Origin of the sequence: Pseudoduganella sp. RAF19 (genome assembly GCF_052114165.1) — a bacterium.
Lineage (GTDB): Bacteria > Pseudomonadota > Gammaproteobacteria > Burkholderiales > Burkholderiaceae_D > Rugamonas.
Map to the genome: position 1 here is coordinate 15,501 of NZ_JBFREF010000010.1, position 14,205 is coordinate 29,705.

At 61.6% G+C, this 14,205-nt stretch carries 10 protein-coding genes; 2 read left to right on the forward strand and 8 right to left on the reverse strand.

Features of this window, described 5'->3' with window-relative positions; translation table 11 throughout:
- Positions 1-1,170, reverse strand: coding sequence for an LPS export ABC transporter permease LptG (lptG, locus tag AB4Z19_RS24780; protein ID WP_442036355.1), 1,170 nt, complete (start codon positions 1,168-1,170; stop codon positions 1-3).
- The gene (lptF, locus tag AB4Z19_RS24785) at positions 1,167-2,288 is read right to left on the reverse strand and encodes an LPS export ABC transporter permease LptF (RefSeq protein WP_442036357.1); all 1,122 of its coding nucleotides are present in this window, start codon (positions 2,286-2,288) and stop codon (positions 1,167-1,169) included. The genes lptG and lptF overlap by 4 nt, the downstream gene beginning before the upstream one ends.
- A gap of 69 nt (positions 2,289-2,357) precedes the next feature.
- Here lptF and AB4Z19_RS24790 point away from each other — a divergent pair, with 69 nt between their 5' ends.
- A complete protein-coding gene (locus AB4Z19_RS24790) occupies positions 2,358-3,854 on the forward strand; it encodes a leucyl aminopeptidase (RefSeq protein ID WP_442028397.1) in 1,497 nt (498 codons plus the stop codon).
- Positions 3,855-3,886: 32 nt separating this feature from the next.
- On the opposite strand, the gene AB4Z19_RS24795 is transcribed toward AB4Z19_RS24790, so the two are convergent.
- Together AB4Z19_RS24795 and AB4Z19_RS24800 are read right to left on the reverse strand one after the other, a co-directional pair.
- Positions 3,887-4,366, reverse strand: a complete 480-nt coding sequence (locus AB4Z19_RS24795; protein WP_442028399.1) for a hypothetical protein — start codon at positions 4,364-4,366, stop codon at positions 3,887-3,889.
- A 10-nt stretch (positions 4,367-4,376) separates the two neighbouring features.
- Positions 4,377-4,745 carry a hypothetical protein gene (locus AB4Z19_RS24800; protein ID WP_442036359.1) on the reverse strand — a complete coding sequence of 123 codons (369 nt, stop codon included), beginning with the start codon at positions 4,743-4,745 and terminating at the stop codon, positions 4,377-4,379.
- 401 nt (positions 4,746-5,146) lie between these two features.
- Between AB4Z19_RS24800 and xth the strand changes: the two genes are divergently transcribed.
- The gene (xth, locus tag AB4Z19_RS24805) at positions 5,147-5,911 is read left to right on the forward strand and encodes an exodeoxyribonuclease III (RefSeq protein ID WP_442029213.1); all 765 of its coding nucleotides are present in this window, start codon (positions 5,147-5,149) and stop codon (positions 5,909-5,911) included.
- Here the strand turns inward: xth and AB4Z19_RS24810 are convergent.
- From AB4Z19_RS24810 to prpC, 4 genes are all read right to left on the reverse strand, one after another.
- Entirely contained in the window at positions 5,881-9,168 is a 3,288-nt protein-coding gene (locus AB4Z19_RS24810; RefSeq protein WP_442036361.1) for an EAL domain-containing protein, read from the reverse strand. The genes xth and AB4Z19_RS24810 overlap by 31 nt on opposite strands.
- Before the next feature lie 88 nt (positions 9,169-9,256).
- Positions 9,257-10,447, reverse strand: coding sequence for a 2-methylaconitate cis-trans isomerase PrpF (prpF, locus tag AB4Z19_RS24815; RefSeq protein WP_442028351.1), 1,191 nt, complete (start codon positions 10,445-10,447; stop codon positions 9,257-9,259).
- Entirely contained in the window at positions 10,447-13,044 is a 2,598-nt protein-coding gene (gene acnD, locus AB4Z19_RS24820; RefSeq protein ID WP_442036363.1) for a Fe/S-dependent 2-methylisocitrate dehydratase AcnD, read from the reverse strand. The genes prpF and acnD overlap by 1 nt, the downstream gene beginning before the upstream one ends.
- The gene (gene prpC, locus AB4Z19_RS24825; protein ID WP_442027637.1) at positions 13,044-14,192 is read right to left on the reverse strand and encodes a bifunctional 2-methylcitrate synthase/citrate synthase; all 1,149 of its coding nucleotides are present in this window, start codon (positions 14,190-14,192) and stop codon (positions 13,044-13,046) included. Before prpC ends, acnD begins: the two co-directional genes overlap by 1 nt.
- Positions 14,193-14,205 lie beyond the last annotated feature (13 nt).

The following is a 14,205-nucleotide window of genomic DNA, read 5'->3' on the forward strand; positions in this document are numbered from 1 at the left end:
TCAGTGCCGCTCCACCCAATACAGCGCGCCCACTGCCAGCAGCAGGAACAGCAGGCTAGGCATCATGGCCGTGACGAAGGCCGGCACCGTTGACAGCAAGCCGATATGCGAGAACAGCGTATTCACCAGCAGGAAGCTGACGCCGATCATGATGCCGATGAAGATCTTCAGCGACACGCCACCGGAGCGCGTGTGCAGATAGGCGAAAGGCAGCGCCAGCGCCATCAGCACGAAGATTGCCAGCGGATCGATCAGCTTTTTCCAGAAAGCGATTTTGAAGCGCTCCGTGCCCTGCTTGTTCTCCTGAAGGTGGCGCGTATAGACGGCCAGTTCGTTGGCCGACATGCGTTCCGGGTCGGAGGATGCCACCGACAGGATCTTCGGCGTGATTTCCGAAATCAGGTCCTTGCTATCGTAATGCTTGATCTCAACCGCACTGGTCTCTTGCGCGAAATTGTTTTGCGCAGTTGCCTGGCCGCCGGAAGCCAGCAAGGCCGGATTGGTGAAGATGCTCTCGGTCACATCATTCAGGCGCCACACGTTATTGCCCTGGAAGACGCCGGATTTAGCCACGATCAGTGAACGCAGACGGAAGCTGTTATCGAACTCATAGAGTTTCACATCGCGCAGCTCGCCGTCCGGCCGCACTTCACGGGTATTGAAGAAGCGCGTGCCCAGCACCTCGCCCTTGGTGCCCTGGCTCTTGATGATGTCCTTGGTCCACAGGCCGGAACGGAATTCGGCCGACACCGTCGTGCCACGGCCAGTCAGCCGGATCTTCTCCGCCCACGGCGCGGCGCGCGGCGCGATCAGCTCGCCGAAGATGAAAGTGATCACCACCAGCACGATGCCGATCTTGAACAGCATGCCGGCCGCCATACGGGTGGACATGCTGGAGGCACGCATGATCGTGAATTCGGAGGTCGACGCAAACTGCGCCATCGTATAAATCGTACCGATCAGGGATGCCACCGGCATCACTTCATACACGTGCTGCGGAATCATGGCCAGCACGTACAGCGCAGCGTGCTGAAGGCCGTAGCCGTTCTTGCCGACCGTCGGCAGCTCGCCCGTCAGGTCCATGAAGGCCAGCAGGCCAAGGAAGGCGGCCAGCACGAAGGCCACTGCCTGGAAAATCGATACGGCGAAATAGCGTTGCAGGATCTTCATTTAGCAGCCACCTTGCCGCGCTTCAGGGACGCCAGCAAGGCGCGAGGATGATAACGGTGATTCACGTTGAGGCGCCATGCGAACAGGATCAGCACCACGACGATGGCGCCCAGGTGCAGCGGCCACCATGCCATGCCGAAGGAGAACTTGCCCTGCTTGACGCTGGCCTCGAACACCTTCACTGCATTGTTATAGGTGAAGAAGATCAGCAGCGCGATAATCAGATTGGTCGAACTGCCAGCGCGCGGATTGACGAAGCCGAGCGGAATCGCCAGCAGCATCAGCACCAGGCAGGTGATCGGCAGCGACAAGCGCCACAGCAGCTCGGCGCGCGCCGGATTGGTCGGAATCGCCATCAGTTGCAAGGTCGGCGTGGCCGGCGCTTCCAGTTCGGCGCCCAGCACCGGCGCTTGCTGCCCCACGCGCACGCTGTAGCGCTCGAACTCCATGGTCTGGAAGTCCGCCTGGCCCGGCGTGCCCTGATAGCGGCGGCCATTCTTCAGCACCAGATAGCGGTCGCCGTTTTCGGCTTGCGTGACCACGCCTTCGCTGGCCACGATCACGGCAGTGCCGCGTTCATCGACCGAGTTCACGAACACGTTCTGCACCACGGAAGACTGGCCGCTCACGGCTTCCACAAAGAAGATGCGGTTGCTGGACGCGGACTCGCGGAACTGGCCCGGCGCCACCTTCTGCAGGTCTTCGCGCTTGGCGAAGCGGTCCACGTATTCGGCGCTCTTCTGCTTGGCCCATGGCGTAGCGTAGAAAGCCAGGCCGCCGGTCATCAGGATAATCGGAAGGCCAAACACCAGCACCGGTTTGATGAAGCGCGTGAGGCTCAGGCCCGAGGCAAACCACACCACCATTTCCGAGTCCTTATAGGTCCGCGTGATCACCATCAGCACGGAAATAAAGCTGGTGAGAATGAGGATAGTTGGCAGATAATTCAGGGCTGCGAAGGCGATCAGCGCAAGCACATCACTGGACGCGACCTTGCCGCCTGCGGCCCGGCCGAGGATTGTGATCAGGGTCCACGTCAGGATGATGGTGAACAGCACCGTGAAGGTGGCCCCGGCGGAGCTAATGAGCTCCCGGCGGAGGGCGCGTTGAAAAATCATTCGACGTTTATAATTCGGTTAGCAAATCAAGTCACTGCGTAAAAAATACGCAAACCTACGGAGAATCAAATGGACTTTAGCATAAAAGCATTCGACACTAAGAACACCATCGCGTCGGCCAAGACCGGCTGTGTCGCAGTTGCCGTGTTCGAAAACAAGAAGCTCTCGCAAGCTGCCAAGTCCCTCGATAGCGCCGGCGAAATCACCGCTGCGCTGAAGTCCGGCGACATCACCGGCAAGGCCGGCACCACCCTGCTGCTGCGCGGCCTGAAAGGCGCCGCCGCCGAGCGCGTGCTGCTGGTAGGCCTGGGCAAGGAAGATGACGTCGGCGAGAAGGCCATCGGCTCCGCTATCGGCGCCACCATCAAGGCTTTCTCCACCCTGGGCAACGCGGACGCCATTATCGCACTGCCACTGGAAGAAGTGAAAGGCCGCGACGCAGCATGGGCCATCCGCGCCGTGGTGCTGGCTGGCCGCGACAGCTTCTACCGCAGCGACGCACAGAAGTCGAAGAAAGACCCGGCACCGGCCGGCGTGAAGAAGCTGGCCCTGGCAGTCGCCAGCAATGCCGCCAACAAACTGGCGCTGCAGCAGGCCGTCGCCATCGCCAACGGCATGGAGCTGACCAAGGATCTGGGCAATCTGTCCGCCAACGTCTGCACCCCGACCTACCTGGCGAACACCGCCAAGAAGCTGGCCAAGGACTACAAGTTCAATGTTGAAGTCCTGGACCGCAAGCAGATGGAAGCCCTGAAGATGGGCAGCCTGCTGTCCGTCACCAACGGCACCGAAGAGCCGCCGAAGTTCATCGTACTGAAGCACATGGGCGGCAAGGCCAAGGACGCGCCGATCGTCCTGGTGGGCAAAGGCATCACCTTCGATACCGGCGGCATCTCGATCAAGGCCGGTCCTGGCATGGACGAGATGAAATACGATATGTGCGGCGCCGGCTCCGTGCTGGGCACCTTCCGCGCCATCGGTGAACTGGGCCTGAAGGCCAACGTGATCGGCATCATCGCCGCCACCGAGAACATGCCTTCCGGCCGCGCCACCAAGCCGGGCGACATCGTGACCTCGATGAACGGCCTGACCATCGAGATTCTGAACACCGACGCCGAAGGCCGTCTGGTCCTGTGCGACGCCCTGACCTACGCCGAGCGCTTCAACCCGGCCGCCGTGGTGGATGTGGCGACCCTGACCGGCGCCTGCATCGTGGCTCTGGGCCATCACAACAGCGGCGTGTTCGCGCGTGACGACGAAGGCGGCAACAAGCTGGCCGAAGAACTGATGGCTTCCGGCCGCGCTACCGGCGACACCGCTTGGCGCCTGCCGATCGGCGAACAGTACAACGAGCAGCTGAAGTCGAACTTCGCCGACCTGGCGAACATCGGCTCCCCGGGCGGCGCATCCTGCACCGCGGCAGCCTTCCTGGAAAACTTCACCCGCAAGTACAACTGGGCGCACGTCGACATCGCCGGCACCGCCTGGAAATCGGGCGCAGCGAAAGGCGCCACCGGCCGTCCGGTACCGCTGCTGACCAACTTCCTGATCGGCCGCGCAGGCTGATAATAAAAAAGCCGGGCTAGCCCGGCTTTTTTTCAATATACGGTCGTCCCGGCTGGTGGCGCAGGCCTTGGCGCCTCGCCATGCTGCAGGACCATCGTCAGCGTATCAGGATAATCAAAGCCCGCGCCCGTATTCTTGTCCACGTACTGCCCTGCCCCAGCCGTCAGAATATAGTTCGCCCAGCGCGAGCTGTTCTGCTTGGGCGCGACCTGGTCGAAGGCCCACACGTCGGCCTGGCGGCAATCGACGATCAGCGGCTGGGTACTCTTGCGGATGGCCACGCGGCCCGGCGTGGTGACGAACCAGCGGCCCACATCATTACTGAGCATGCAGCCGATGCCGGAAACGGGCTGGTGATCCAGAATCGTCTGCACCAGGACGTACTGGTCGGTGGATTCGGTTAACGTGGCGCAGCCTGCGGCCGCCGTCCCGATCAGGGCAGCGGCGAGCAGGCTGGCAGTGCGGCGCGTGAACAGCGCCGCGCCGACCGGGCGGGTCAGCCGAGCAGGCATGCAGGCAGCATCAGAAGCCCGAGGAGGCTTTCTGTTTCTGCTTCAGGCCCTGGATGACACCCAGGATGTCTTCCATGCCGCTGTTGCCGTCCATCCCCTGGAAGGCATCCAGAACTTCGTTCAGGACCTGGACACGCATTGCGGCATCATCCCCCGCCATGGCTTGCGGACGCTGCAAGCTCGAACGAGCAGCAGTCGCGACGCCGCCGTCTTTGGCAGCCGACTTGCGGCCACTTGGCGTTTTGCCATGTTCCAACGCCGCTTGCCAGATCAACCAACGGCGTTGCGTTTCATAAACCAGATACTCTTCTGGCTTGTCTTCGCGGCGACGGACAATTTGTCCTTCCTTTTGCGCCCATGCTTCGAATGCAGATCGCATGTTTTTCCTTTAGTTGTGCAGTGCCGAATTAATTTCCATATAGTACCACTTATTGATGTAGAACAACACTTATCCTACAAAAAATACAACGGTACGGAAAATTCGAGATCAACCAAGATAAGTATAGTGCCAATCCGGTTGCCGATAATCTGATTTTAGTACCATTCTGATAACTCTGAGGCACTATTGGAAATTATTTTTCAGGCTGTTACATTTTGAGACAGAAAAGCGTTGCGGAAAACCGAATTTCGGGACTTTCGGTATCCTGCAAGCATAATTTGCAAGCAGAAAACCAACAGACGGTCGTATCAAAATTGAAGCTAGTGGTTCCTCACGCCAACCAGATACTACCTGTTCAGGTAAGATCACGCCCACGCGATTGAAATTAGGAAAAATCTGGTATGAAATTAGCCACCTGGAACGTCAATTCCCTGAACGTCCGCCTGCCCCACGTGCTGAAATGGCTGGGTGAAAACCCGGTCGACGTGCTGTGCATTCAGGAAACCAAACTGACGGACGACAAATTCCCGCAAAAGGAAATTGAAGAGGCCGGCTACCAGGTCGTGTTCAGCGGACAGAAGACTTATAACGGCGTTGCCATTCTGTCCAAACTGCCGATGACGGACATCGTCAAGAACAACCCGAAGTACCCGGACGAGCAGCAGCGCATCCTGGCCGCGACCATCGACGGCATCCGCATCGTCTGCGCCTATGTGCCGAACGGCCAGGCGGTGGACAGCGACAAGTACACCTACAAGATGGGCTGGCTGCAATCCTTCCGCGAATGGCTGGCCGAGGAGCTGGCGCGCAATGAACATCTGGCGGTGCTGGGCGACTACAACATCGCCCCGGAAGACCGCGACGTGCACGACCCGGCCGCATGGGAAGGCATGGTGCATGTGTCGCCGAAAGAACGCGCAGCGCTGCAGGAGCTGCTGGGCATCGGCCTGCACGATTCCTTCCGCCTGTTCGAACAGCCGGAAAAGAGCTTCAGCTGGTGGGATTACCGCATGCTGGGCTTCCAGAAGAACAAAGGCCTGCGCATCGATCACGTGCTGCTGTCTGCGCCGCTGGTCAAGCGCTGCTCCGCCTGTGTGGTGGACCGCGTGCCGCGCAAATGGCAGCAGCCTTCCGATCACGCTCCGGTGATCGCGACCCTCGACTGACCGGCCGCGCGCTCCAGCATCAACTGGGCGCGCACACCCAGTACGGGCTTGCTGAACAAATAGCCTTGCGCATATTGGCAGCCCTGCTTGCGCAGCAACTCGTACTGCTCTTCCGTTTCCACACCTTCCGCCACAATCGACAGCTGCAGGCTGTCCGATAATGCCGTAATCGCCGCGACGATCGCGCGGTCTTCGGCACTCTCTTCCAGATCCTTGATGAAGGCGCGGTCGATCTTGATCTTCCGTACCGGGAAGCGCTTCAGATAAGCCAGCGAAGAATAGCCCGTACCGAAATCGTCAATCGACAGGCGGATGCCCATCGCATTGATCTGCCCCAGCACGTCCATGGTGTGTTCGCCGTGCTGCATCAGGGCCGTTTCCGTGATCTCGAATTCGATCAGCGCCGGATCGATGCCCGTTTCGTCGAGAATCCGGCGGATCGAGTCGACCAGGCCTTTGTGCATGAACTGGCGCGGCGACAGGTTGATCGCCAGCGGCACCGGCTGCAATCCCATGCGCTGCCATTCCATGCTTTGTTCGCAGGCGCGGCGCAGCACCCATTCGCCGACCGGCACGATCAGGCCATTCTCTTCGATGATGGAAATGAACTGGTCCGGCATCACCAGCCCGGACGCGGGACGGCGCCAGCGCAGCAGCACTTCCAGCGTAGCCAGGCGGCGCGTGGCGATGTCCATGATCGGCTGGTAGTGCAGCTCGAACTGGCCCAGCGCCAGCGCGCTGCGCAAGCTGCTTTCCATTTCGAAGTGCTGGGCCGCCGCCAGATTCATGGTCTGGGTGAAGTATTGATAATTGTTGCGGCCCGACGCCTTGGCGTGATACATGGCCGCATCGGCATTGCGCATCAGGGTCGCCACGTCTTCGCCATCGTCCGGATACATGCAGATGCCGATCGACGGTGAAATGTGCAGCATGCGTCCTTCCAGCGGGAACGGCGCGGCCAGCGAATCGATGATCTTCTGCGCCACGTGGCTCGATTCGTCGGCGTTGCGGATACCTGGCAGCAGCACTACAAATTCGTCGCCGCCAAGACGGGCTACGGTATCGCTGGCGCGCACCGCGCCGCACAGGCGGTTGGCCACTTCCTTCAGCAGCTGGTCGCCCGTCATATGGCCCAGCGAGTCGTTGATGGTCTTGAAGCGATCCAGGTCGATAAACATGACGGCCAGGCCGCGCTCCGAGCGCTGGGCGGCCAGCATGGCGCGGTCCAGACGATCAGCCAGCAGCGCGCGGTTCGGCAAGCCAGTCAGACTGTCGTGGTAGGCCATGTGATGGACGCGCGCCTCGGCCTGGCGTCGCTCCACAATCTCGGCCTGCAATTGCGTGTTGGCGCCCGCCAGTTCGGCGGTACGTTCCAGCACGCGCACTTCCAGCTCGTCACGCGCACGGCGCACGGCGTCGGCGGCTTCGCGGCGCGCGGTCACATCGTCCACCATCCAGACCGAACGGCCCTTGGGCTGGCGCGGGTCGAAAGGACGGCCGGACAGGCGTGCCCAGAAAGTGCTGCCGTCCTTGCGCACCAGCTGATATTCGTAGGAGCTGACGCGGCCAGCAAGGAAGTCTTCCGCCGTTTCCTTGCGGGCGGTATTCCAGTCGTCCAGATTTGGATAGAAGGACTGCACGCTGACACCCATCATGCCGCCCGGCGGATAACCGAACAGCTCTTCCATCTTGGCGTTGCAGCGCAGATTGCGGCCGTTCTCGCAGACCGAGATGCCCAGCACGGCGGAATCGAGAATCGCCTGGTTTTCCAGCAGCGCATTACGCAGCGATTCCTCGTCGCGCTTTTGCTCGGTGCGGTCTTCGATAATCCAGATCGTGCCTTGCGATGGCTCCTCGGGATTCACCACGTACCCAATCAGCTGCGCCCAGAAGGTGCTGCCATCCTTGCGGCACATGGTCACTTCGGTGCGAAATGGCTTGGCGGCGCTGAGCAGAGGCGAAGCCAATGCGCCCACATGGTTGTAGGTTTCGTCGTCCGGATACAGGCTGCGACCGGGGATGCCCAGGCCTTCCTCGCCATCGTAGCGGAACATGTCGCGGAAGCCCTTGTTGTAGCGGGTGATCAGGCGGTTCTTGGTGAACAGGATGGTGACCGAGGCATTGGTCATAATGGCTTCGACCTCCATCTTGGTCTGGCGCGACAAGGTCACGTCTTCCAGAATCCAGATGGTGCCGCCGTCATTGTGTTCCGTATCGACGGCCTTGGCGCGCACACTGCACCACACCGGGCTGCCGTTCTTGTGCCGGAACTCGCTCTCCTTCGATTCGAATAACTCGCCCGCGCCCAGCAGCGGCGTGGCGCGGTTGCCGAATTCGCGGTAGGCGTCCTGCGACATGAACATTTCGCCGGCGTTGCGGCCGACGATTTCCGCGCGCGTGTAACCGAACATGCCCGCCATCAGCGGATTACAGCTCAACATCACGCCGTTCTTGGTGAACAGGATGCCGACCGAGGCGTTATCCAGAATCGCCTTCTGCTCCAGCAGCAGCTTGCGCGTGGCTTCCGTCGCTGCGCGCTGCTCGCTGATGTCTTCCAAGATCCACACCGTGCCTTCGCGTGTGTCGGTTGGATCAATGGCGCGTCCGTGCGTGCGGCACCAGAACAGGCTTCCGTCGCGCCGGCGCAGGGGCAGCTCCAGCGAGTGCGCCATGCCCTGCTTCAGAATCGGCCGGCCTTCAACGCGGCGGCGCTCGCCCTCTTCCGGCGACGGATAAACGATGATGCTGGGCGCGCCTTCCATCTCGTCGCGCTCGTAGCCGAACATCTCCGCCGCGCGCATATTGCACTCGACGATCACACCGCCCTTGCTGAAGATGATGCCGACCGCTGCGTTTTCGAGAATGGCCTGCTGCTCCAGCATGGCCTTGCGCAGCGCGCGCTGGTCACGCTGCGAGCTGCTGATGTCGTTGAAAATGATGGTGGCGCCGCCGCTTTCCATCCCTACCGGGAAGGGCTTCACCCTCAGCTGGACGGCAATGTAGGCGCCGTTGGCATCGGCCAGGCAGCTGTCCCAGGATTCGTTGTGCACCGATTGCAGCTGCCCCGCCGCTTCGGCGCGCACATGGGGCGCAAAGAATTCCTTGATATTGCGGCCACGAGAATCGGTTTGCAGGAGCGCGTCCAGCTCCGGATTCGCGGCAATGACAATCCCTTCCGCGTCGCAGCCGCAAGCGGGCATGCCGATTAATTGCAGTGCATCGGCGACAACATCCAGGTTGGCTGAGACTCGGTTCATGTATGCCGGATCATAGCCTACAACCTTGATTCAACAAAGAAAAAGCCCGGCGAGGCCGGGCTCTAATACAACAAAAACGCTTCTGCGATCAGAAGGAATCGCCAGGAACGCGTACCCAGCCTTCCATCAGTATGCGGGCGCTGCGGCTCATGATGGCCTTGGTCACGCTCCACTCGCCATTCACTTGCTGCGCTGCCGCACCGACGCGCAGCGTGCCGGACGGATGGCCGAAACGCACCGCCTCACGTTCACCGCCACCGGCAGCCAGATTGACCAGCGTGCCCGGAATGGCAGCCGCCGTGCCGATTGCCACCGCGGCCGTGCCCATCATGGCGTGGTGCAGTTTGCCCATCGAGAGCGCACGCACCAGCAGGTCGATGTCGCCGGCCTGCACCTGTTTGCCGCTGGATGCGGTGTAACCTGCCGGCGCTGCGACAAAAGCGACTTTCGGTGTGTGCTGGCGCGTGGCCGCTTCCGATACGTCCTTGATCAGTCCCATACGCACGGCACCGTGCGCGCGGATGGTTTCGAACATGGCCAGCGCTTTCGGATCGCTGTTGATGGCGTCCTGCAGTTCCGTGCCCTTGTAGCCGATCGCTTCCGCTTCCACGAAGATGGTCGGAATGCCGGCGTTGATCATGGTCGCGCGCAGCGTACCGACGCCCGGAACTTCCAGATCATCGATCAGGTGCCCGGTCGGGAACATGGAACCACCGCCTCCCTCTTCGTCCGCAGCCGGGTCCATGAATTCCAGCTGCACTTCGGCGGCCGGGAAGGTCACGCCATCCAGCTCGAAGTCGCCGGTCTCCTGCACTTCACCGTTCGTGACCGGCACGTGGGCGATGATGGTCTTGCTGATGTTAGCCTGCCAGATGCGCACCACGGCCACGCCGTTTTGCGGCACGCGGCTGGCGTCCACCATGCCGGAGCTGATCGCGAACGGGCCGACCGCTGCGGACAAGTTGCCGCAGTTGCCGCTCCAGTCCACGAAGGCGCTGTCAATCGATACCTGGCCGAACAGGTAGTCCACATCATGATCGGGACGGGTGGATGGCGACACGATCACCGTCTTGCTGGTGCTCGACGTGGCGCCGCCCATGCCGTCGATCTGCTTGGCGTACGGGTCCGGGCTGCCGATCACGCGCAGCAGCAAGGCATCGCGTGCCTTGCCTGGAACACGAGCGGCTTCCGGCAGGTCCTGCAGCCGGAAGAACACGCCCTTGCTGGTGCCGCCACGGATATAGGTGGCGGGGACTTTGATTTGCGGTACGTGGCTCATTAAGCTGCCTTTGCGGATTCGAGGAAGTCCTGAGCGAAGCGCTGCAGCACGCCGCCTGCTTCGTAGATCGACACGTCTTCCGACGAATCGAGACGGCAGGTCACCGGCACTTCAACACGTTCGCCATTCTTGCGATGGATGACCAGGGTCAGCGTGGCGCGTGGCGCGCGCTCGCCGATCACATCGAACGATTCGGTGCCGTCGATGCCCAGCGTCAGGCGGTTGGTGCCCGGCTTGAACTCCAGCGGCAGCACGCCCATGCCCACCAGGTTGGTGCGGTGGATGCGTTCGAAGCCTTCGGCCACGATCGCTTCCACACCAGCCAGGCGCACGCCTTTTGCGGCCCAGTCACGCGACGAACCCTGGCCGTAGTCGGCGCCGGCGATCACGATCAGCGGCTGCTTGCGGTCCATATAAGTTTCGATGGCTTCCCACATGCGTGTGACTTTGCCTTCCGGCTCGATACGGGCCAGGGAACCGGCCTTCACATTGCCATCCGCATCGCGCACCATTTCGTTCTTCAGGGTCGGATTCGCGAAGGTGGCGCGCTGCGCGGTCAGGTGGTCGCCGCGGTGCGTGGCGTAAGAGTTGAAGTCCTCTTCCGGCAAGCCCATTTTGTGCAGGTATTCGCCCGCCGCCGAATTCATCATGATCGCGTTGGATGGCGACAGGTGGTCGGTGGTGATGTTATCGCCCAGCACAGCCAGCGGGCGCATGCCCTTCAGCGAGCGCTCGCCAGCCAGCGCGCCTTCCCAGTACGGCGGACGACGGATGTAGGTCGACTGCGGACGCCAGTCGTACAGCGGCTCGGCGCGTTCGGCAGCTTCTTCGCTGCGCGCAAACATCGGGATGTAGACCTTGCGGAAGTGGTCCGGCTTCACGGAGGTAGCGATGATCGCATCGATTTCCTCGTCCGTCGGCCACAGGTCTTTCAACGTGATGGCCTTGCCGTTGGCATCGTGGCCCAGCACATCCTTCTCGATGTCGAAGCGGATGGTGCCGGCAATGGCGTAGGCCACCACCAGCGGCGGCGAAGCCAGGAAAGCCTGCTTGGCGTACGGGTGGATACGGCCGTCGAAGTTGCGATTGCCCGACAGGACGGCGGTCGCGTACAGATCGCGGTCCACGACTTCCTTCTGGATCACCGGGTCCAGCGCGCCGGACATGCCGTTGCAGGAGGTGCAGGCGTAAGCGACCACGCCGAAGCCCAGCTGCTCCAGTTCCGGCAGCAGGCCCGCTTCTTCCAGGTACAGCGTCACGGCTTTCGAGCCCGGCGCCAGCGAAGACTTGACCCACGGCTTGCGCAGCAGGCCGGCCTGGTTTGCGTTGCGCGCCAGCAGGCCGGCAGCGATCATATTGCGCGGATTGTTGGTGTTGGTGCAGCTGGTGATGGCGGCAATGATCACCGCGCCATCCGGCATCTTGCCAGGCTCGTTCTCTACCACGCCAGCGATGCCGCGCGCCGCCAGGTCGGTCGTCGCCACGCGCTTGTGCGGGTTGGACGGGCCGGCGATATTGCGCACCACGGTGGACAGGTCGAACTTCAGCACGCGCTCGTATTCGGCGTTCTTCAGCGAATCCGACCACAGGCCGGTGTGCCTGGCGTAGTGTTCCACCAGCTTGACCAGATCGTCGTCGCGGCCGGTCAGCTTCAGGTACTTGATGGTCTGCTCGTCGATGGAGAACATCGCGGCCGTGGCGCCGAATTCAGGCGCCATGTTCGAGATGGTGGCGCGGTCGCCCAGCGTCAGCGCGGTGGCGCCTTCGCCGTAGAACTCCAGATAAGCCGACACGACTTTTTCCTTGCGCAGGAATTCGGTCAGCGCCAGCACCGTGTCGGTGGCGGTGATGCCTGGCTGTGGTTTGCCGGTCAGCTCAACGCCGACGATGTCCGGCAGGCGCATCCAGGATGCGCGGCCCAGCATCACGGTTTCGGCTTCCAGGCCGCCCACGCCGATGGCGATCACGCCCAGTGCGTCCACCATCGGGGTGTGGGAGTCAGTGCCAACCAGCGTGTCCGGATAGGCCACGTTGTCGCTCACCTGGATCACCGGCGACATGCGCTCCAGATTGATCTGGTGCAGGATGCCGTTACCCGGCGGGATCACGTCCACGTTCTGGAAGGCTTTCTTGGTCCAGTCGATGAAGTGGAAGCGGTCTTCGTTACGGCGGTCTTCAATGGCGCGGTTCTTTTCGAACGCGTCCGGATCGAAGCCGCCGCATTCGACGGCCAGCGAGTGGTCAACCACCAGCTGGGTCGGCACAACAGGATTCACCAGCGACGGATCACCGCCCTGGTCGGCGATGGCGTCGCGCAGGCCGGCCAGGTCCACCAGCGCGGTCTGGCCCAGAATGTCGTGGCAAACCACGCGGGCCGGGAACCACGGGAAGTCCAGGTCCCGTTTGCGTTCGATCAGCTGTTCCAGGGACGCGTTCAGCGTGGATGGGTCGCAGCGGCGCACCAGGTTCTCTGCCAGCACACGCGAGGTGTAAGGCAGCTTGTCGTAAGCGCCTGGCTTGATCGCATCGACGGCTTCACGCGCGTCGAAGTAATCGAGCTGGGTGCCCGGCAGCTTTTTGCGGAATGTGGAGTTCATTATTTGCGGTCCTTGATCGGTACGAATTGCAGGTCCTCAGGGCCTACGTAGTTTGCGCTTGGGCGAATGATCTTGTTGTCGATGCGCTGCTCGATGATGTGCGCGGACCAGCCGGAGGTACGGGAGATCACGAACAATGGCGTGAACATGGCGGTCGGCACGCCCATCATGTGGTACGACACGGCGGAGAACCAGTCCAGGTTCGGGAACATCTTCTTGATCTCCCACATCACGGATTCCAGGCGCTCGGCGATGTCGAACATCTTGGTGGAACCGGCTTCTTCGGACAGCTGGCGCGCCACGTCCTTGATCACCACGTTACGCGGGTCGGAGATGGTGTACACAGGGTGTCCAAATCCGATCACCACTTCCTTGTTTTCCACGCGCTTGCGGATGTCGGCTTCGGCTTCGTCCGGGTTCTCGTAGCGCTTCTGGATTTCGAAGGCGAATTCGTTGGCGCCGCCGTGTTTCGGGCCGCGCAGCGCGCCGATAGCGCCGGTCACTGCGGAGTAGATGTCGGAGCCGGTACCAGCGATCACGCGGCTGGTGAAGGTGGAAGCGTTGAACTCGTGTTCCGCGTACAGGATCAGCGAGGTGTGCATCGCACGCACCCAGCTTTCGCTTGGCTTCTCGCCGTGCAGCAGGTGCAGGAAGTGGCCGCCGATGGAGTCGTCGTCGGTTTCCACTTCGATGCGCTTGCCATTGTGGCTGAAGTGGTACCAGTACAACAGCATGGAGCCGAAGGATGCCATCAGGCGGTCGGCGATGTCGCGTGCGCCGGCGATGTTGTGGTCATCCTTTTCCGGCAGGGTGCAGCCCAGCACTGAGCAGCCGGTACGCATCACGTCCATCGGGTGAGCGGATGCTGGCAGCGCTTCTAGTGCCGACTTCACGGATTGCGGCAGGCCGCGCAGCGCTTTCAGCTTGGTCTTGTAGCCCTTCAGTTCGGCTGCGGTTGGCAGCTTGCCGTGTACCAGCAGGAAGGCGATTTCTTCGAATTCGCAGACGTTGGCCACGTCCAGGATGTCGTAGCCGCGGTAGTGCAGGTCGTTACCCGTTTTGCCCACGGAGCACAGCGCGGTGTTACCCGCTGCAACGCCGGACAGGGCGACGGATTTTTTTGGCTTGAAGGTTGGTGCGTCGGTCATTTCAAATCTCCTC

Coding starts and splice junctions, on each gene's coding strand:
- lptG (WP_442036355.1), bottom strand. CDS start 1,170: ATGAAGATCCTGCAACGCTATTTCGCCGTATCGATTTTCCAGGCAGTG.
- acnD (WP_442036363.1), bottom strand. CDS start 13,044: ATGAACTCCACATTCCGCAAAAAGCTGCCGGGCACCCAGCTCGATTAC.
- AB4Z19_RS24790 (WP_442028397.1), top strand. CDS start 2,358: ATGGACTTTAGCATAAAAGCATTCGACACTAAGAACACCATCGCGTCG.
- AB4Z19_RS24800 (WP_442036359.1), bottom strand. CDS start 4,745: ATGCGATCTGCATTCGAAGCATGGGCGCAAAAGGAAGGACAAATTGTC.
- lptF (WP_442036357.1), bottom strand. CDS start 2,288: ATGATTTTTCAACGCGCCCTCCGCCGGGAGCTCATTAGCTCCGCCGGG.
- prpF (WP_442028351.1), bottom strand. CDS start 10,447: ATGAGCCACGTACCGCAAATCAAAGTCCCCGCCACCTATATCCGTGGC.
- xth (WP_442029213.1), top strand. CDS start 5,147: ATGAAATTAGCCACCTGGAACGTCAATTCCCTGAACGTCCGCCTGCCC.
- prpC (WP_442027637.1), bottom strand. CDS start 14,192: ATGACCGACGCACCAACCTTCAAGCCAAAAAAATCCGTCGCCCTGTCC.
- AB4Z19_RS24810 (WP_442036361.1), bottom strand. CDS start 9,168: ATGAACCGAGTCTCAGCCAACCTGGATGTTGTCGCCGATGCACTGCAA.
- AB4Z19_RS24795 (WP_442028399.1), bottom strand. CDS start 4,366: ATGCCTGCTCGGCTGACCCGCCCGGTCGGCGCGGCGCTGTTCACGCGC.